Consider the following 19,600-nt stretch of genomic DNA (forward strand, 5'->3'; position numbering starts at 1 on the left):
CAGCGGAGCGACGAGGATCTCGTCTTCCTGTAACTCGCTGATGTCTTTCGAGTCGGTAACGACGCGGGCTCTACCTTCGACCTGTCCGGACGAGGAGCCGAAGCCGTCGAGTTGGTCGCTCGATCCGTCCTCGGATTCGACATCGAGCCAGTTGTTGACCTTTTCGGTCGTGATGCCCCACAGCATCTGCATGAGCGGATCGGTCACGGTCTCGGGCGGCTCCCCGAGCGCGGGTGACGGATCCCAGTCGCGAGCCGCTTCGAACATCGCGCGGCGCTCGTCAGCCTTGTCGTGCCACCGTTCCGTAACGAAGGCGTCGCGGCCGAGCGCCCACGTGTTACACGTCTCCTCGAGGAGCTGTGCGACTTCGAAGCGGTCGAAGAGGAAGATGTCTTCGGGATCGTCGAGCAGGCCGTGGTTGACGACGAGCTGGCCGAACTCGCGCATCTTGTTGAAGACGATCGTGTGGAGCCAGTTTTCGATCCAGAACTGGTGGTTCTCGGCGTACTCGTAGATCTCCATGCAGGTCTCGTAGGCGTGGTCGAACTGCTCGCGTTCGCCTTCGTCGAGGTACCGGCGGTACTCGTCGACGATCTCGTCGCGCTCCGCCTGCAGTTTGTCGAAGTCGCGGCCGAGCGACTCCCCGGACTCGAGGCGGTCGACCTTCGTCTCGAGGTGGTTAAACGGCGCCTCGAGGTCGTCGATCCAGGAGCCCTTGTAGCTGTGGAAGCCGTCGCCGTAGGTCATGTAGAACCAGGGGTCTTTGGCGTCCTCGAAGTGGTCCATGAACGTCCGTCCCGCCTCGCTCTCCCGGAGGCGTTCGATCTTCTCGTCGGGATCGCCGCTCGATTTGAGGATTTCGGGAACCTCGCCGCCGAGGTCGACCGCCGTTCGGGCGAGATCGTCGAGTTCCTGATCGGGGCGGAAGACGTCGGCCTCGACCGCAGAAACCATCTTCCCGATGGCGTCGTCGGAGATGTCGGGGAAGAGTTCCCGGCTCGTCTCCGTAAACTGCATGTACGCCAGGTACGCGAGGTAGAGGAACTCGAAGTGTCGCTGCCAGCCTTCGAGTGCGAGCTCGGTGAGTCGGTTGTAGTTCTGGAGGACCTGCAGGGTCTGGGTGCTCTGTCCTTTCGCCTCGGTGATCACGTCCTCGGGGACGTACTCGGGCAGCGTTTCGGGCACCTCGAGCGACTGGATTCCGTTCCCGATGTCTTTGACCGCCGGGAGCCACGTCCCGTTGTAGAGCGCCTCGTAGTTCTCGTAGTAGTACTCGCTTCGTTCCGCGAAGACTTCGGCCCGTTCCTGCAGGAGTTCCTCGTCGTCGACCTGCAGGCCCGTGAAGTAGACGTAGCCGGCGACCACGCGGATGTCGACCGCCATCGACGGCGGAATCGCGAACACGCGACTCGTGTTCTGTGCCATCGCGATCTGCCACGCCTGCGCGCTGATCGTCATGTCCCACGGCCGTATCGGCTCCGTCGAGTCCTTCTTGTCCCAGAACCAGAACCGACCGCGCTCGTAGTCCGTCCGGTCGTCGGTCAGTTCGAAGCGGAAGTACTCCGGGTACATCTCCTCCCAGCCGTCCAGTGCGGCCGGTAACTCGAGTTCGCCCGCGTGTGGAAATCGCTCGCGCGTGCTGCGTGAACCGGTTAGCTGACCAGTGTCGTCTGTTGACGAGGCGCTATCATCCGTGCCCATGGTAACACCCTTCGTACTACGGGTTATTATAACTACCGGTGTGTAGAGTTATTCGTAAGAATTTGCAGCCACTTCATAGTATAGTGTAGCCTCGAGTCAGCAATCCATAGTACAAAATACTATGTCGAGAGTAACCTTGAAAACGGTACACGTCGAACGAAGCGTATGAGAGTCGGACTCATCAGTGACGTACACGGTAACATGCCAGCGCTCGCGGCCGTTCTCGAGGAGATACCAGACGTCGACGAGTACGTCCACGCGGGGGACCTCGTCGGTTACGGGCCGGACCCCGAAGCGGTCATCGAGACCTTCCGCGACCGCGATATTACGTCGATCCAGGGGAATCACGATCGAGCGGTCCTCGGCGACTTCCACGAGAACTTCCACGACATTCCGAAGAGCGCCGCGCAGTGGACGACCGAGCGACTCGACGACGAGGACCTGGCCTACCTCGAGGAGTTGCCGGTCGAACTCGAGTTGTACGACGGACGCGTCCGCGTCGCACACGGCGCCCCGGAGAAACCGAATACGTACACGTACCCGGAGGACTTCTCGGAATCGCTCCTCTCGGACGAATCGATCCTGGTGCTCGGCCACACACACATGCAGGCGAAGTCGAAGTTCGACGACGGCGTCGTCGTCAATCCGGGCAGCGTCGGCCTCCCGCGGGACGGCGACTGGCGGGCCGGCTACGCCGTCCTCGATCTGGACGCCGAGCGCGTCGACTGTCACCGCGTCGAGTATCCCAGAGCGGAGGTACAGGCTCGCATCGAGGAGTACGGTCTTCCATCAGAACTCGTCGGCGGGCTCGAGCACGGGGAACTGGTCTTCGGCCGAACGAAACGGTCCATGCAGGACTCGGTCGAGTAACGAGCGACACTCGAGCGGCCGCTTTTCGTACTCCCAGACGTCGATTACTGCACCGTCGGTCGCGAATTCTCGATCTCGGCCGTCAGGGAGGACGGTCGAAGCGGAACGATCGACCGTCGAATCGTTCCGTCGGCGGCGTCAGAACGAGTACTCTCTGGGCTCGTGCTGGATCGAAGTCCACTTCGGTTCGGTGAACTCGTCGATGATCCACTCGCCGTTGTACCGCCCCATGCCGGAGGCTTTGGTCCCGCCGAACGGAACGTGGGGCTCGTTGTTGATCGGCTGATCGTTGATGTGGACCATGCCGGCTTCGATCTCGTCGGCGACGTCCCGCGCTCGCGCGACGTCGCTCGAGTGGACCGAGCCCGCCAGCCCGTACTCGGTCGCATTCGCCAGTTCGACGGCTTCGGCGTCGGTTTCGAACGGGATGATCGGCGCGACCGGGCCGAAGTGCTCGTTACACGCCGCGGCCATGTCGTTTCGCATGTCCGAGAGTACGGTCGGCTCGACGAGCAGGCCCTCGGCGGTGCCGCCGTGCTCGAGCGTGGCGCCCTCCGCGACCGACTGGTCGACGTACTCGAGGATCGTATCCCGCTCCGATTCGCTGATGATCGGTCCGACGACCGTCTCCTCCTCGAGCGGATCGCCGACCGGGAGTTGCGCGGCTCGCTCGACGAATCGGTCGACGTACTCGTCGTAGATCGACTCGTGGACGAGGTGGCGGTTGATCGAGATGCAGATTTGGCCCTGGTGCATGAACGAGCCGAAGATGCCGGCGTCGACGGCCGCCTCGACGTCGGCGTCGTCCAGGACGACGTGGGGGTTGTTGCCGCCGAGTTCCATCGCCGGCAACGCGAGTTGTTCGGCCGCGTTCTTCGCGACGCGCTGTCCGACGTGCGTCGACCCGGTGAACGCGACGGCCGACAGGTCGGAATGCGAGGCGACGTGATCGCCGATCTCCGACCCGTGGCCGGTGACGACGTTCAGAACGCCGTCGGGCAGGCCGGCCTTCTCGAACAGGCGCGCGATGAGCAGGCCGCCGCTGATCGGCGTCTCGCTCGCGGGCTTGAGCACGACCGCGTTACCGAGCGCGATCGCCGGCGCGACCGCGCGCAGGGAGAGCTGGAACGGGAAGTTCCACGGCGAGATGACGGTCACCACGCCGATCGGCTCGCGCTTGACGATGTTTTCTTTGTGCGCGATCTTCGACTGACTGTGATCGCCCGTCATCCGAAACGGGTAGGTCACGACGTCGCGCATCATCTCGCCCGTCGACGTGAACTCGCGGGACGCCTTCGGACGGGCGCTGCCGGACTCGATCGCCAGCAACTCCGTTAGCTCCTCGTGGTTGTCCTCGATGAGTCGCTGGACGGTCTCGATGACGTCGCCGCGTTCCTGTGGCAGTTCCTCCTGCCAGTTCTCCTGGGCGGCGACCGCCGCCGCGTACGCGTCGTCGACGTCGTCGACGGTCGCGGCCGGCACCTCGCTGACGACGTCTCGAGTGGCCGGATTCGTCACCTCGATGGTCTCGCTGTCGCTCGAGGCGCGCCAGTCGCCGTCGATGTACAGGCCGTTCCAGTCCGCGTCGATCGTGAACTCGGGCTCCGATTCGGTACGGGCGTCGGTGTCAGGGTCGTGTTCTAGACTCATGTGTGCTGTCGTCTGATCTGTGTTGATCGTGGGAAACGTGGGTCTCTCGTCGCGCTGTTCGTGTTCAGTGTGCGTGTCCGTCCGGACCGTGTGGCGTCTCCAGAAACGCCGAGAAGATGGTGCTGTCTTGCTCGGCCAGCGCGTCGAGACACGTCGGGTCCGCCTGGAGACTGTACTGTTTCTTGGGCGCCTCGAGGACGAGTCGATCGCCCTCGGCCGTCTCGAGAACGCGGACGGCGACGTCGGCGTACTCGTTGCTGATGACGAACTCGGTGATGGTCTCGGTCGCCGCGTCGCTCTCGGAAGCGATCGGAAACTCGTACTCGCGATCGAGGAACTCGCCGAACACGTCCTGGTCCTGCCAGGAGAGGCTCTCGAGTCCCATCGCGTCGATTCGGATGGCGTCGGTCGCCGAACGGACCTCGAGCCGTTCGCCTTTCGGCGTTTTGACGTGTCGAACGAGGACGTCCGTTTCGCCGTCGCTCAGCGTCGTCTCGTCGGCGATCTCGACGTACTGGCTGTCTTCGGTGGGGTCGCTCATAGGAAGATCGAGACGTTGTCCGTGCTGAGGATCGTCTGGTTGAGCAGGATCGTTCTGTCGGCGATCTCGAAAGAGTCGCCGTCGCGCCGAAGCGTGTCCTCGCGTTTGGCCGAGTAGAAGTCGTGGTCCTCGCTGTCGGCGCGACTCAGGTAGACGAGGAGGTTGCTTTCGACGTCGACTTCCTCGTCGTCGTACTCCGTGACGACGACGTTCGTCACGTAGCGCTCGGTCCGCGTCGGCGGGCGCTCCGCCCAGGCGTACTCCGAGTCGAACCGCATGACGCGGGCCTTCAGCGAGCCGTAGCTCTCGTCGAAGTAGTAGCTCTCGTCGCTGAAGACCCCCGCCGTGTTCTCGCGCATCAGCCGGCGCGGCATGTAGTAGGAGATGTCCTCGGCGATGAGGTCGAACCAGTCGTGGAGCTCCCTGGCGTCGAGGAGCTCCGCCTCGTGGTTCAGGAACTGGCGCACCTCACGTTCGACGAGGAGTTCCTCGAGTTCGTCCTCCCGATCGCTGAGTTTCATTGGTTCACCTCCAGGTCCACGTTCATCGGTGTCCCGAGTGCGTCCTCCCGGTCGTTACCGGCAACCATCTCGTACCACTGCTCGTGGAACAGGCGCATGCCGCCTTCCTCCAGATTCTCCGAGTAGGCGAAGCCGGGGCCCGCCCACTCCTCGTCGAGTTCCATCTCGCTCATCCACTCCATACCCATCTGGTAGTTCAACTGGAGATCCTGGGTCCTGGCGAACTCGCCGCCGGCCGCCTCGGTGATGCTCTTCCAGATCGGGACGTCGTCCTGTTCGAAGTTCCCGGTCGGGCCGAAGTTCGACGTGTACATCTTGTACATGCGCTCTTTGAACGACTCCGGCGCGTTTTTCGGCACCAGCCCCCAGCTCCAGAGCTCCATCTGGTCGGGGCTGATCGGCCGCCACTTGCGGATCGTGAAAAACGGCGCAACGTCCTTGTTCGGGTCGTCGGTCGTGTCTCCGAAGTGCAGGAACCCGAAGTTGGGGAAGATCGCGCCGGTGAACGAGAGCGCCTGTCGGGCGACCTGCCACTGCTCCTCGGAGAGGTCGTCGCCGGAGAACAGTTCGTCGACGATTTCGTCCGGGTACGTCAGGAAGACGTCCTCGTCTTCGAAGCCCCGAATGCTCGTCGTGTGGCCGTCGCAGTGGATGTGGTGGTCGATGCTCTCCCCGGTTCCGGCGTGGCCGACGGTCTCTTCGCCGCCGAGTTCGAGGTCGACGACCGAGCCGTGGGCCCACGCGGTGTGGTAGCTGTCGCCGTTGAAGTTGTCCGCGATGGTCTTCCAGTTGGCGTCGATGACCCAGCGGTGGGGTTCGCCGACGACCTCCATGCCGCCATCTGGAAGCTTCAACTGGATGTCGAGGTACCACTTGTACTCGCCCAGCCACTCCTCGAGCGACGGGACGTCCTCGTTGATCGACGCGAACACGAGCCCCTCGTAGGACTCGAGTCGCGGGACGTGGGCCAGCCCGTATTCCTCACGGTCGAGTTCCTGGAAGGCTTTCGTCTTCTGTGGGATGCCGGCGGCCTCGCCGTCGTTCTTGTAGGTCCAGCCGTGGTACGGACACCTGAAGTGTGACGTGTTCCCCTGTTCGGCTCGACAGACCTGCGTCCCGCGGTGGCGACAGCTGTCGAACAGGAGGTTGATCTCGCCGCTCTCATCGCGAACGAAGATGAACGGATCGTCGCCGATGTACCGGCGAGCGTAGTCACCCGGCTCCGGGATTTCGGATTCGTGACCGATGAACACCCACGACTGGCCGAAGAGTCGCTGCACTTCGAGCTCGTGGAGGTCGTCGTCCTGGAACAACTGTAGCGGGAAGAGGCCCTCGTCCAGCGCCTCTCTGGCCTCCTGGAGGACCTGCTCCGTCCCCGTCGTCGTGTTGTCTGTCACCATATACCCCGTTATTCGGGGGGGAGCTATTTAACTGTAGGGGGTTCTAAACACATTTGTAATCTATTCCATCAGAATTTAGTCCGGTGTACTATCTATAGCCAAGATATATTACACCAGGCCTGCAACCAACGATCATGAAGCACGGTACCAGTCCGAAATCGATCGCTCACGAACGCCGGCGCAACGGGTGGTAGTATATGCGCGAGATAACCGCCGCAGTGGCCCGCGAACCGGAGTCACACGCAGTCGAACGCGTTACGCTCGAGGATCCGGAGCCGGACGAAGTCCTGGTCGACGTCCGCGCGACCGGCGTCTGTCACACTGACTATCACGCGTACACGAGCGAGCGGACGTCGTTCCCCGTCGTCCTCGGCCACGAAGGCGCCGGCGTCGTCGAAGCCGTCGGAGACGCCGTGACGACGGTCGAGCCGGGCGACCACGTCGTGCTCTGGGTGCTCCCGTCGTGTGGCGACTGTCAGTACTGCCGGCGCGGCGAACCGTACCTCTGCCAGGCGCGCAAGGAGACTCGCGGCCGAATGCCGGACGGCAGCCGTCGACTGAGCCGGGCGGACGAACCGATCGACCACTTCTACGCGCAGTCGTCGTTCGCGAGCATGTCCGTCGTCCCCGAGCGACAGGTCGTCCCGGTCGACGAGAAGCTCCCGTTCGAGATCGGCGCCCTGCTCGGCTGTGGCGTCCCGACGGGGCTCGGCGCGGTCACGAACATCGCGGACGTCGAACACGGCGAAACCGTCGCCGTCTTCGGCTGCGGCGGCGTCGGCGCCGGCGCGATCCTCGCGGCGAACGCGGTGAGCGCGGGCGAGATTATCGCCGTCGACCTGGACGCCGAAACGCTGGCGACGATGGACGCGATCGGCGCGACGAAGACGATCGACGCCTCCGCGACCGATCCCGTCGCCGCGATCGACGACTCCGTCGGCGCCGTCGACTACGCGTTCGAGTGTATCGGCGCCCCGCCGACCGTGACGCAAGCGATCGAAGTACTCGGCCCCGGCGGCACGGCCGTCATCACCGGAACGAGCGACTCCGACCCGGTCGACCTCGATCTCGGCCTGTTCACCAGCGGTATCGAGGTGGTCGGAAACATCGTCGGCTTCACCCGGCCCCACGTCGATATTCCGCGATACGTGACGATGTACCAGAACGGCGATCTGGACCTCGACACGATACTCACCGGCCGATACGAACTCGAGGAACTCGACGAGGCGTTCGACGCGCTCGAGACGGGCGAGGGCATTCGAAGCGTCGTCCGATTCGATCCCGGGCCGTGACCTGCTAGCGGGACAGTAGGGAACAGTAGTCGGCCGAGAACGGCGGTCACCGCTCGTCGACGAACGCCGCGTAATACAGCACCGCGACCGCCGTCTTCATATCGGTGATCGTCCCGTCGCGCACCTGCGAGCGAAGCGACTCGAGCGACGCCGTTCGGATGCGAATGCGTTCGTCCGCGTCGGGTTCCGGCTCGCCGGCCCGCCGACAGTCCGGTGCGACGAAGAAGTGAATCGTCGAATCGAGAAGGCTGGTGAGCGGATCGAACGACTGCATCGGAACCAGTCGATCCGCCTCGTACCCCGTCTCCTCGCGGAGTTCGCGACGAGCGGCCGCCGCCGACGACTCGTCGGTCGGCTCGAGTTGGCCACCCGGGAGGCCGATATCGAATCGACCGACGCTCTGGCGCCACTCCTCGACGACGAGGATGCGATCGTCCGGCGTCGTCGCGACGACGACGACGGCATCGGCGGTCTCGAGGTACTCGACCTCGTGTCGTTCGTGATCTCCGGAGACGGTGTCTCGGCGGACGTCGAACTGCGCCCCCGCGTACGCGATCTCCGTCTCCTGGCGTTCCGGGGGTGAAATCTCGTCGCTCATATCGTGTGTCCGTTCACCGCGAGCGTACGTCGAAACCGAACAAAAGTCCTCGGTCCCGAGACGATTAGATTCCCGTCAAGAGGGGACGGTATACTAGCGACGTTTTTACCTTCCGGGCAACTACATCGAGAATAAGTATGGCCGAGAACTCCGACGACATCAAACCGCGCGATATCGCGCTCTTGCAGGCTCGCGTTGCGAACCCCACGGCGTCCAGCCGAGAACTCAGTACGCTCCTCAACGAGGAGTACGACATTCACCTCTCTCACAACCACGTCAACACGCTCCTCCGGGAGATGCAGTCCGAGGACCTGTTCCGGAAGACGGTCCTCCCGCGTCGAACGCTCTTCAACCACTACATCTTCCGCATCGGCTTTCACTACCCGAATTTCAAGGACAACTGGGAAGAGTGTCGCGAGATGCTGATCGAGGACCCACACGTGCTCATGTTCTTCAACGCCGACAGCAAGTACCGCTGGCAGCTGATCGCGCAGTTCCGGACGAACGACCAGATGGACGAGTGGGTGACGGCGTTTTTCGAAGAACACGGCGAGATGATCGACGAGTTCGAGACGACGTCCGTCCACAACCTCCACAAGTTCAATACCGACGCCGAGATCTTCGACGACATGCTCGTCGAGAGCGAAGAGGGGCGAGGATACCTCGCGAATCGGAACGATCTCGAGGTGGACGACTGATCGGCCGCGAGCGGAACGTGGCCGGTCTCGAGGCGCGAATACAGAACGGAGAGACGGTTGATCGACAGACGCGTCTCGAGAAAGCGAATCCCACGGTCCGGCCAAAAACGAGACGCCAGAGCGCCCGGACCGGAGACGGTCGCAACGGACACGGAAATACGGCAACTGCGCTACAGGCCGGTGACGAATCCGACGCCGTAGTAGACGCCCGCGGTAAGCAGGACCGTCCACAGGGCGATCGCGCCGGTCATCCAGACCGCGACGGAACGTTTCTCTGATCCGATAGCGAGGGCGAGCGCGGCGGCCAGATGGACGCCCGTCGCGACCGGCGAAACGAGCGCTAACCCGGGCAGACCGTAGCGGTTCCAGATCGCCCGTGCGCGCTCTTTTCGCTTCGAGGGCTCGGTCGTCGTCTCGGTCCGGTTCTGCCACCACGTCTTCAGTCGGTCGTAAAAGAGGATGATCCCGTAGATCGGGAGGACGTTCCCGATAAACGCGAACGCCGCTACGGCAACGGGGTTCAGTCCGATCCCGACCCCGATCGGAACGACGACGAGGATCTCGACCACCGGAATCGCCGCCAGTACGAGGATTACGGCGTACTGTACGATCCCGTCGGCTTGGCGAACGAGTTCGTTCGCATCACCGATCTCGAGCGCAGAGAGAAGGGCAAACAGATCCGTGTGTACGGCGATACCGAGACCGACGAGCAGACCGATCAAAGTCGCGAGTCCACGGGGAGACACCAACAGCGCGACGAGCCGCTCCCAAAGAGCGGTGCGTTCCTTTCGAACCATACTCTCGTCTGATAGAACACGGCCTACGCATATGTCTTCAGCCAAATACGGTCCAACTTATCCTTTGTTTATTTACTATACTTATCCCACATCTTTGAAGCGGTGTAGGCTAACAAAGCGGTTTCTACGTCGGCCATGAAACGGGTGGAAAACGAGATCTATATTTATTCGGCCACCGTTCCGTCAGTCGACATGGCGTCGTTTCGAGATCTCGGCTTATCGAGTTACGAGGAGAAGGTCTATCGGACGCTACTCGAGCGAGGGGCGGCGACGGCCGAAGAACTCTCCGCGGAGAGCGACGTCCCGATGGGCCGGATATACGACGTACTGAACGGACTCGAGTCGCGCGATCTCGTCCGGTGTAACCGGGAAAGTCACCCGCGCGTCTACGCGCCGATCGATTCCGAGACGGCGATCGATCGCCTGCTGCGCGAGCGAAAGCGGGATCTCGAGGTCGAACGAACTCGGTACGAAAACGCCGCGGCAGAACTTCGATCGCAGGTCGGCGGCCAACAACCGGTCGACGGACGGTTCTGGGAGACCAGAACGCGCGATACTGAGACGGCGTTCATCCACGGCCAGATCGAGCGATTCGCCGGCGCGACTGACGAAGTGTTGATCGTCGGCGATACGGCACTGGCGAATCAGTTCCGAAACGCGGCACCCGCAGTCCGAAACTGGATCGAATCGATCCGCGAGAGTACGGTACGCGTTCGGATCCTCCTGTCGGACGAGCTCTCGGGCGGGAGAGACCGGCTGGTCGAGTTGGTACACGGCGACGAAAAACCGACGCCGATCGAAACGCGAGTGCATCCATCCGTCGCGGCGAACTTCGATCTGATCGATCGGGACGAGTTGTATCTGTACGTCACTGATCCGTTTACGCAGCGAGGGCCGCTAGGAACGGTTCGAATAACCGAAAGCAACCTTATCGAAGCGTTAGAAGACGAATTCGACGAGCGCTGGCAGGAAGCGGAGACGATTCAGGACGGCGCGTGACTCCGGTCGACAGGCGGTTCGCGTCGAAGGCTACGACCCGACCGGCTACTCCCGCTCAGCGGCCGCTATCGTCGAGTCGCGAGCTCAGTTCGCGAACGTCGTCACGGACCGAACGAACGCTTTCCGCCTGCGCCTCGTTCGTTTCCGCGAGCGTATCGATCTCGTCGACGACATTGTGCATTTGATCGATCGCGGAGTTGAGCGTCGCGGCCACCTCTTCGGCCGTCGCAGCCTGATCGTCCGTCGCGGCCGCGATCTGGTTGATCCCGGTCGACGCCTCGTCGACGGCCTCCTCGATGTCGGACTGGTTCTCGTCGACGAGGTGTGCTTGCTCGATCGTGTCGTCGACGTGGTCGAGCGTCGTTTCGATGCTGTCGACCGTTTCGCTCGTGTTCGTCTTGACCTCGTCGACGATTTCTTCGATCGTCTCGACCTCGGCTTTCGACTCGTCGGCGAGCTCTTTCACCTCGTTGGCGACGACGTTGAACCCGTCAGCCTCGGCGCCGAATTCGGCGGCCTGGATGTTCGCGTTGACCGCGAGGATGTTCGTCTGGTCGGCGATGTTGTCGATCACGTCGACGATACGGTTGATCTCCTCGATGCGCTCCTCGAGGAGGCGACTGTTCTCGGCGACCGCTTCGGCCGATTCGCGGACGTCCACGGCCAGGGAGACGATCTGCTCGGTGGCGTCTTTTGACTCGACGGCCAACTCGGCGGCGGCGTCGCTCTGGCTGCTTACCTCCTCGGCGCTGGCGGCCACTTCTTCGACGGTCGCAGACAGCGATTCCATCTCGTTGCCGACTGACTGGAGGTTTTCGACCTGCTCGTCCGTCAGCGCCTCGAGTTCGGCGTTCGCTTCAGCGTTCGTCTCGGTCGCCTCGAGGAGGTCCTCGACGGCGCCGTTGACGGTCTCGCTGATCTCCGCCTGTACGCGCTGGAGTTCCTGGCGCTGCTCGACGAGTTCCGTAACGATAGTGATGTACTCGAACGCGCCGACGACTTCGCCGTCGGGGGCGCGCAGCGGCGTCCCGCCCGCCCGGATGTGCCATGCGTCGTCGTCGCTGCCACCGGATCGAATCTGGTCTTCACGCATGGCGGTCCCGGTTCTGGCGATTTCCTCGGCGAGCGTCTCGTCGACGCCCTCGGTTCCGATCACGTCGATCGCCTGGTTGCCGATCGCCTCGTCGTGAGAGATGCCGGAGAGATCGACGTGTGGGTCGTTCCAGTGCGTGATCGTCCCGCCGTCGTTGACGACCAGCGCGGGTTCGGGGAACTCCGCGACGAGTTGCCCGAAGAGGTGTTTCCAGAAGTCGCGTTCGGCTCGCAGCTGTGCTACCTCGTCGTTCTCGGCGCGGCCGTCGCCGTCAGCAGGAGTAGTCGCACCCTCGAACAGCCCGTTAGACATTAGCTGTTCAGTTTTAAGACGACCGTCATATAGCTACTGGCCCACACACCGACGAAGGGGGCGTTCATCGATCGATACGGGCCGTTTCGACCGTTCGCAGGGTTTCGGGACGAGTCGTCGCAGCAGTGATGAGCGAGGGCGAACGGTACTCTCGGATTAGCGACTGCTTTTCGAAGTAACCAAATTTCAGTACTATCTAGCAGCGAAGAGTGCCACTCGATACCGTCGTCAGTTACCGCTGAAAGACATCGTTGCGGCCGTATGTGGGACTCGAGTCAGATACACACAACTGGAGAATCGAATCGGAATTAGAGCTGTACGGATCGAACACTCGCTATACAGATGGTATCAACGGCATAACGGCAACAGTGGTCACTCAAAAACCATAATTTTTAGCTGTATGACGGATTTTAGATACTTATACAGATGGTACGGAGTCGCCTATCAATTGATCGTCGAGGGAATGTCTCGAGTGAGACACCAGATACTAGTGACCTGTGTGAACGACGGTCCAGTCACTGGTGCTTTACATGCATACTATCGTATATGCCGACAACCGGACCGTGATAATCACTGTGTATAATTTCGGTCTCTCCACCGTTCTCGTCGAATGTCGGGTGGAGCATTCGATTTTAGTATGGTACAAACGCCGGTCCACAGAACGTGTACCCATGTGCATAAATTATATAAGGAATAATATCGTCAATCGTGCCATGGTGACACAAAACAAGGGAATCAAAACGGCACAGAACAGTTTCGCTATTGTCGAAGCGATCGTGGAGGGGGATCAGCCAACCTGTACGGAACTTTCCGAGGAAGTCGACCTGTCCGTTAGCTCCGTTTACAACTACCTCAAAACGCTGAAAGAGGAAGGATATGTCGTCGAAAACGATGGTAGATATCGCCTCAGTTTGAAATTCCTCAAGTACGGGCGGATGATCCGGAACTCGTATCCGCTCATGCACGCGGCGATCAAACCGATCGACCTGCTGGCGAAAGCGATCGACGAGTATCTCTCCCTCTTCGTCAGGGAGAATTACAGCGCCGTCATGATTCACGAGGCGAACAGCCGCTTCGCCGTGGAGGTGCCGACGCGGTTTCTCGGCGAACCGTTTCACCTGACGAGGTCGCCACAGGGGAAAGTCATCCTAGCCCATATGCCGGACGAATTTCGGCGGGACGTCTTCGAGGCGGAGGAGTTGGGTTCCCGGCGGCGAGACGAACTCGAGGCGGAACTCGAGACGATCGCGAATCAGCGCCACCTCGTCGACGACGGACAGACACACGAGAACATCTGGGCGATTGCGGCACCCGTCCGGACCGGCGACGAACTGTACGGTTCGCTGATGATCAGTACGATCCGGCATCGGCTGGACGACCGGCGAGCGCGGACGGAACTTCCGGACCTGCTCGATCGGACCGTCCAGGAGGTCGAACACCGACTGGCGAAGTACGACTTCGACGACCTCTACTCGACGTGGTAGTCGGGGCGTCGGAGCGGCCGTTTCCCGCCGACGCGAAGATTCGATCCCACCAGTAGTTTTATCGCACAGTACGTTGACAGATGCTCTTGGACACCCATGAGTGAGAAAAACACGCATGATTCGACAGTAACGACGGAGTCAGCGACGGCGGATTACGACGCGATCGTCGTCGGCGCCGGCTTCTCCGGACTGTACCTGCTCCACCGCTTACGAGACGAGTTCGACCTCTCGGTGAAGGTGATCGAGAAGGCGGACGACGTCGGCGGCACCTGGTACTGGAACCGGTATCCCGGCGCGCGTTGTGACAGCGAGAGCCACGTCTACTGTTACTCCTTCAACGACGAGATTCTGGAGGAGTGGGACTGGAGCGAGCGCTATCCCGAACAGCCCGAGGTGCTCGAGTATCTCCGCTTCGTCGCGGACCACCTCGACCTGCGGCGGGATATCGACTTCGAGCGAGAGGTGACGTCGGCGGTCTTCGACGAAGCCGGCGGGCGCTGGGAGATCACGACCGACGACGGAACGCAGGAGACCGCCCGGTACTTCGTGTCCGCGGTCGGCTGTCTCTCCAAGCCGTTCATCCCCAACTTCGACGGCGTCGATTCCTTCGAGGGCGACTGGTATCACACCGGGAAGTGGCCCCACGAGCCGGTCGACTTCAGCGACAAGCGGGTCGCGGTGATCGGAACGGGTGCAACCGGAATCCAGGTCATCCCCGAGGTCGCGCCGGAGGCGGGCGAATTGACGGTGTTCCAGCGAACGCCGAACTACGCCGTTCCGGCACGGAATCGGCCGCTCGACGACGACGACCGCGCGGAGATCAAGCGAAACTACGACGAAATCCTCGAGCGAGCCCACAACTCCGGCTTCGGACACCCCTTCGAGGCCGCACACGAAACGGCGGACGGACTCTCGAGGGAGGAGGTCGAAGAAGTGTTGCAGCCGCGCTGGGCAGAGGGCGGCTTCCGGTACATGCTCACGTTCGAAGATCTCATCGAGAATCCGGAGACCAACGAGTACGTTTCCGAGTTCATTCGCGACAAGATCCGCGAGACGGTCGACGATCCGGCGGTCGCCGAGAAGCTGGTCCCGACGGACCACTACTACGCGACCAAACGCCCGCCGCTGCATACGAACTACTACGAGACGTTCAACCGCGACAACGTAACCCTGGTCGACGTCCGCGAAACCCCGATCGAACGGATCACGCCGGACGGCGTCCGAACGACCGACGCCGACTACGAGTTCGATCTGATCATCTACGCGACCGGGTTCGACGCGATGACCGGAACGCTGCTACAGATGGATATCCGTGGCCGGGACGGATTGACCCTAGAAGAGAAGTGGGATGACGGACCGAAAACCTACCTCGGACTGTCGGTGCACGGCTTTCCCAACATGTTCACGATCACCGGCCCGCAGAGTCCGTCGGTGCTGAGCAACATGCCGGTCTCGATCGAACACCACGTCGAGTGGGTCTCCGAGACGATCAAATCGCTCGTCGACCGGGACGTCCAGCTCATCGAGCCGACGAAACGCGCAGAAGACGCCTGGACCGAACACAACCGACAGGTCGGCGAAGCGACGTTGTACACCGAAGCCGATTCGTGGTACATGGGCGACAACGTTCCCGGTAAGCCGCGCGTCTTCACCCCGTACGTCGGTGGTGTCGACGTCTATCACGAGACGATCCTCGAGGCCGCCGAGAAGGACTACGAGGGCTTCGAGCTGACCGAGTCCGTTCAGAACCTCGGTCGGCAGGGCGAACAACCGCGGTTGAGCGTGATGGAAGGCGACTAGCCGATACCCGTCCCTTCTCCGTTTCCGTGAGCGGATCTCGACCGACGTACCGGTTCGACCCCTGATCGCCGGCGCTGTAGCTGGTACTGGCACCGATCACCGGCGTCAATGAGGCCATTCGCGTGACTGTGAACCGAACACCTAGCCACGGCAGCGTCGACAGTGGTCGGAACTCCTCGCGATGCCGAGGGACTTACACCCGGCGCAAGTTACTTCACCACAATCCGCGCATTCGAAGCCGTCGGTGGTCTCCGTAACCGAACCACCGTTTTTGAGAACGGTACTGCTACAGAGGTGGCACGATACTGCCATACATTGACATCATCGTCGCTCCACATATACCTTGTCCCGACCCGCGAGGCAGTCGGCGTCCGAACGACCATCGTAGCCGCCACACCGCCCCGCACCACCCACACGCTCGTAGTCGGCACCAGCGTCGATCGACGAGAGGAAACGAATACCGATCCTAGTTGATAGATCATCACGTTTATTGTGTGGGACGTTGACACTCGACAGTGATGTCCTCGAAGACACCGACAGACGTGACGGCTGCCGACGAACCGCATCAGGAGATTTCGGGCCTCCTCGAGCAGATGGGCGCCGCTCCGGCGCCGACGTTCCACTCGCTTTCGCCGGAAGGAGCGAGAGAGATGATCAACGCCATGTTCCCGACGCCGGAGGAACCAGAACCAGTCGCGGAGACGATGGATCTGTCGATCGGCGACGACGGAATTCCGATCCGCGTATACGTTCCGGAGGGCGAGGGCCCCTACCCGACGCTGCTGTATCTCCACGGCGGCGGCTGGGTCGTCGGCGATATCGACCTGTACGATGCGACCTGTCGGGCGATCACCAACGAGGCCGACTGCATGGTCGTCTCGGTCGGCTACCGACTCGCCCCCGAATACGAGTTCCCGACGCCGCTGGAAGACTGTTACACCGCCGCCGAGTGGGTGTTCGATACCGCCGACGCGATGCAGATCGACACGGATAACGTCGCGATCGGCGGCGATAGCGCCGGCGGAAATCTGGCGACGGCCGTCACGCTGCTCGCCCGCGAGCGCGACGGACCGACGTTCGACCACCAGGTGCTCCTCTACCCCGTTACCGACCACGAGTTCGATACCACGTCCTACGAGGAGAACGCGGAGGGATACCTCCTCACGAAAGCCGACATGGAGTGGTTCTGGGACCACTACCTCAGGGACGACCTCGACGCGATGAGCCCGTACGCGTCGCCCCTGAAAGCCGAGCGCCTCGAGGGACTTCCCTCCGCGACCGTCGCCACCTGCGGGTTCGATCCCCTCTGTGACGAAGGCGCCGCCTACGCCGCCCGCCTCGAAGACGCCGGCGTCGACGTCACTCACCACCACTACGACGACGCGATTCACGGGATCGCCCAGATGCTGGTCGAACCGATGGATCTGACTCGAGGGCGTGACCTCATCGACGACGTCGCAACTGATCTGCAGCGAGTGTTCGACTGAGCGATATAACTACAAAATGTCACTGCACACATGGTCGCGGGATGACGTCGTGATCAGTGTGTAACTCATTTCAGTAGCTCCAATCGAACGGGAAAGCGGTACGGCAGATCATACGAGCATCGTCGACAGCAGATAGATTCCGGCTGTTCGATAGTTCCGATAACTGAACAATTGGTACGAATCGAACTGGGTACTCTCGAAAATCTGAACCAGGTTGTTTTGCACCAGTCACACAATACCTGGTAGAAAATGGCAGTTTTAGAGGTGAGAAGCCACACATTCCAGAGTTATTTCCACTGGTGTTTTTGTTATTTAGGCTTCAGAGTTAGAGTTGGGAATTATAGGTGGATGTGTGCCAAAACTACCCAATAGCTACATTCCCATGAATTTCTGCAATATTGTATATTGGATACATAAGATCAACTGCAACGGAGACAGTGAAAGCGATAGTATTCACGGATTGGAATCCTCGAGTCGCCGGTACATCGATCGCTTTACCACGAGCGGTGGGACTTATCGAAACGATGCTTTCGGTCTCCCTCGAGTTGCTGGTCGTCCTGATCGTGATCTCGTTCGTTTCCGGCGTCGGCTGTACGGCTATCGGCGCCGGCGGAATCTTCGTCACCATCGCGCTCTACGCGTTGACGCCGCTCTCGTCCGCCGAGGTCGCCGGCACCGCACACGTCATCTTCATCCTCGTCGGCGCGATCGGCGCCGTCGGCTACGCGCGTTCGGGAGAGTTACTCGACACCGCGGGACGGACGCTGGCGGTCATCTTGAGCGCGACGAGTATCGTCGGTGCGGTCGTCGGAGCGTACCTGAACGCGTTCGTGTCGCGCGAACTGTTCAGCATCCTGCTCGGCGTGCTGGTCGCACTGACCGGCGTGTTGCTCCTGTACGGCCAGTTGCGCGGGCTCTCGTCGTACGTGACGCTCGACGCTGAGACGACCGGCGGACGGGTCGCGTTCGCGGTCGTCGGGTTCGCCCTCGGCGCGACTTCCGGGCTGGTCGGGATCGGCGGCCCCGTCATCGGCGTTCCGGCGCTGGTCATGCTCGGCGTCCCGATGTTGCTCTCGCTGGGCGTCGCGCAGGTCCAGGCGATCTTCATCTCCGGGTTCGCGGCCGGCAGCTACGCGTACCAGGACGCGATTTCGCTCGAGTTCGCGTCGATTATCGGTCTCCCGCTCGTTCTCGGCGCCGCTGGCGGGTGGGCTATCGCCCACCGAATCGATCCGACGCGACTGGAGATGCTGTTGGGGCTGCTCCTGATTCCGACGGGGTTCTACCTCATCGTGTAGCCACCAGCGGGCGATCCTCGCCGTTTCCCAAGAGCGAAACTGACCGGTAAATTTCTCGTCCGATAGGCAGGTAATGCGACGGAATACTTTATACCGCCGCCACAAACGTACGGAGTATGGAAACAGAAGGTAACGGCGGACGATCGGTCAAGTCGAACGAGACGCTGTTCTCTATCATCGAATCACTGAAAGAGCGGGACGTCGCGGGCGTCACCGAACTCGCGGATCAACTCGGACTGGCCAAGAGCACCGTCCACAAACACCTCGTAAGCCTCGAGCAACACCGATACGTCGTCAACGAGGGAGGGCAGTACCGACTCGGCCTCGAGTTCTTCAACACGGGCATTCACGTCCGCAACCAGTACGAGGTCTACCACGCCGCGAAAGAGCGCATCGACAGGCTGGCCAGAGAAACCGACGAGGCGGCGTGGCTCATCGTCCACGAAAACGGACTCGGAATGTTCGTCTACGGCGTCCCGCGAAACGAGTCGTTCTCGTTCGACTCGACGATCGGGACCTGGGTCTACCTGCACGCGAACTCCGCCGGAAAGGCGATCCTGGCCCACCTCCCCGACGAGGAGGTCGCCGCCGTCCTGGACCGCCACGGACTGCCGGCACAGACGGAGAACACGATCACCGACGAGGACGAACTGTTCGACGAACTCGAGGCGACGCGCGAGCGCGGGTACGCGATGAACTTTCAGGAGGACCTGCGCGGTCTCCACGCCATCGCGACGCCGATTATCAGGGACGGCCGGCCCGTCGCGGCCGTCACGGTCGCCGGCGCCGCGAACCGACTCACCGAAGAGCGCATCGAATCGGACGTGTACGAATCGCTGCTCGAGGCCGTCGACGACATCGAACTGCGACTCGTCTACGGGTGACCGTCGCTCCGTTGACGCCGACGGGAGACGGGCGGTCGGCTCTCGAGGCGTCGGCGGAAGAGCGACGTCTCGGCCGGTGATCTCTCAGCGCCGTGGGCGGGAGGCGCCGCAGCGAGAGCCGGTGGCCGCGTTCGATCGGTTCCCGGACGACCGAACGCCGAAGCGACGGGCAGCG

Annotated in this window: 17 protein-coding genes; 9 read left to right on the top strand and 8 right to left on the bottom strand. The window is 61.9% G+C overall.

All coding sequences use genetic code 11. The features are described from left to right. On the bottom strand, nt 1-1,701 hold a 1,701-nt coding region (locus C493_RS17585), incomplete at its 3' end, for a hypothetical protein (protein ID WP_007260837.1). A 165-nt stretch (nt 1,702-1,866) separates the two neighbouring features. On the opposite strand from C493_RS17585, the gene C493_RS17590 reads away from it, so the two are divergent. Then, nucleotides 1,867-2,571, top strand: a complete 705-nt coding sequence (locus C493_RS17590) for a metallophosphoesterase family protein (RefSeq protein ID WP_007260838.1) — start codon at nt 1,867-1,869, stop codon at nt 2,569-2,571. 138 nt (nt 2,572-2,709) lie between these two features. On the opposite strand, the gene C493_RS17595 is transcribed toward C493_RS17590, so the two are convergent. The 4 genes from C493_RS17595 to C493_RS17610 all read right to left on the bottom strand — a co-directional run bounded on the left by C493_RS17595 (nt 2,710) and on the right by C493_RS17610 (nt 6,683). Further along, nucleotides 2,710-4,221 carry an aldehyde dehydrogenase family protein gene (locus tag C493_RS17595; RefSeq protein ID WP_007260839.1) on the bottom strand — a complete coding sequence of 504 codons (1,512 nt, stop codon included), beginning with the start codon at nt 4,219-4,221 and terminating at the stop codon, nt 2,710-2,712. A gap of 64 nt (nt 4,222-4,285) precedes the next feature. Further along, complete coding sequence (locus C493_RS17600; protein WP_007260840.1) at nt 4,286-4,762, bottom strand: hypothetical protein; 477 nt, start codon at nt 4,760-4,762, stop codon at nt 4,286-4,288. Next, on the bottom strand, nt 4,759-5,283 hold the full coding sequence (locus C493_RS17605; RefSeq protein WP_007260841.1) for an aromatic-ring-hydroxylating dioxygenase subunit beta: 525 nt from the start codon (nt 5,281-5,283) through the stop codon (nt 4,759-4,761). The genes C493_RS17600 and C493_RS17605 overlap by 4 nt, the downstream gene beginning before the upstream one ends. Next, nucleotides 5,280-6,683, bottom strand: coding sequence for an aromatic ring-hydroxylating oxygenase subunit alpha (locus C493_RS17610; protein ID WP_007260842.1), 1,404 nt, complete (start codon nt 6,681-6,683; stop codon nt 5,280-5,282). Before C493_RS17610 ends, C493_RS17605 begins: the two co-directional genes overlap by 4 nt. A 197-nt stretch (nt 6,684-6,880) precedes the next feature. Here C493_RS17610 and C493_RS17615 point away from each other — a divergent pair, with 197 nt between their 5' ends. Next, the gene (locus tag C493_RS17615; protein ID WP_007260843.1) at nt 6,881-7,975 is read left to right on the top strand and encodes an alcohol dehydrogenase catalytic domain-containing protein; all 1,095 of its coding nucleotides are present in this window, start codon (nt 6,881-6,883) and stop codon (nt 7,973-7,975) included. A gap of 46 nt (nt 7,976-8,021) precedes the next feature. Here the strand turns inward: C493_RS17615 and C493_RS17620 are convergent, their stop codons facing one another. After that, nucleotides 8,022-8,573 carry an NUDIX hydrolase gene (locus tag C493_RS17620; RefSeq protein WP_007260844.1) on the bottom strand — a complete coding sequence of 184 codons (552 nt, stop codon included), beginning with the start codon at nt 8,571-8,573 and terminating at the stop codon, nt 8,022-8,024. Between the two features lie 137 nt (nt 8,574-8,710). Here C493_RS17620 and C493_RS17625 point away from each other — a divergent pair, with 137 nt between their 5' ends. Then, nucleotides 8,711-9,271 carry a hypothetical protein gene (locus C493_RS17625; protein ID WP_007260845.1) on the top strand — a complete coding sequence of 187 codons (561 nt, stop codon included), beginning with the start codon at nt 8,711-8,713 and terminating at the stop codon, nt 9,269-9,271. Nucleotides 9,272-9,441: 170 nt separating this feature from the next. Here C493_RS17625 and C493_RS17630 read toward each other — a convergent pair whose 3' ends face one another. Further along, the gene (locus tag C493_RS17630) at nt 9,442-10,068 is read right to left on the bottom strand and encodes a small multi-drug export protein (protein WP_007260846.1); all 627 of its coding nucleotides are present in this window, start codon (nt 10,066-10,068) and stop codon (nt 9,442-9,444) included. Nucleotides 10,069-10,260: 192 nt separating this feature from the next. On the opposite strand from C493_RS17630, the gene C493_RS17635 reads away from it, so the two are divergent. Next, a complete protein-coding gene (locus tag C493_RS17635) occupies nt 10,261-11,067 on the top strand; it encodes a TrmB family transcriptional regulator (protein ID WP_152421195.1) in 807 nt (268 codons plus the stop codon). A gap of 55 nt (nt 11,068-11,122) precedes the next feature. On the opposite strand, the gene C493_RS17640 is transcribed toward C493_RS17635, so the two are convergent. Then, nucleotides 11,123-12,472 (bottom strand): methyl-accepting chemotaxis protein, encoded by a 1,350-nt coding sequence (locus C493_RS17640; protein ID WP_007260848.1) that lies wholly within the window; start codon nt 12,470-12,472, stop codon nt 11,123-11,125. A gap of 713 nt (nt 12,473-13,185) precedes the next feature. Between C493_RS17640 and C493_RS17645 the strand changes: the two genes are divergently transcribed. The 5 genes from C493_RS17645 (at nt 13,186) to C493_RS17665 (ending at nt 19,425) form a co-directional block, all read left to right on the top strand. Continuing rightward, nucleotides 13,186-13,956, top strand: coding sequence for an IclR family transcriptional regulator (locus C493_RS17645; protein WP_007260849.1), 771 nt, complete (start codon nt 13,186-13,188; stop codon nt 13,954-13,956). Between the two features lie 96 nt (nt 13,957-14,052). Beyond that, nucleotides 14,053-15,756, top strand: a complete 1,704-nt coding sequence (locus tag C493_RS17650) for a flavin-containing monooxygenase (RefSeq protein ID WP_007260850.1) — start codon at nt 14,053-14,055, stop codon at nt 15,754-15,756. Between the two features lie 518 nt (nt 15,757-16,274). Continuing rightward, entirely contained in the window at nt 16,275-17,243 is a 969-nt protein-coding gene (locus tag C493_RS17655; protein ID WP_007260851.1) for an alpha/beta hydrolase, read from the top strand. 524 nt (nt 17,244-17,767) lie between these two features. After that, nucleotides 17,768-18,541, top strand: a complete 774-nt coding sequence (locus C493_RS17660) for a sulfite exporter TauE/SafE family protein (RefSeq protein WP_049889479.1) — start codon at nt 17,768-17,770, stop codon at nt 18,539-18,541. 116 nt (nt 18,542-18,657) lie between these two features. Beyond that, nucleotides 18,658-19,425, top strand: coding sequence for an IclR family transcriptional regulator (locus C493_RS17665; protein WP_007260853.1), 768 nt, complete (start codon nt 18,658-18,660; stop codon nt 19,423-19,425). Nucleotides 19,426-19,600 lie beyond the last annotated feature (175 nt).

Source organism: Natronolimnohabitans innermongolicus JCM 12255, from assembly GCF_000337215.1.
GTDB classification, from domain to species: Archaea; Halobacteriota; Halobacteria; order Halobacteriales; family Natrialbaceae; genus Natronolimnohabitans; species Natronolimnohabitans innermongolicus.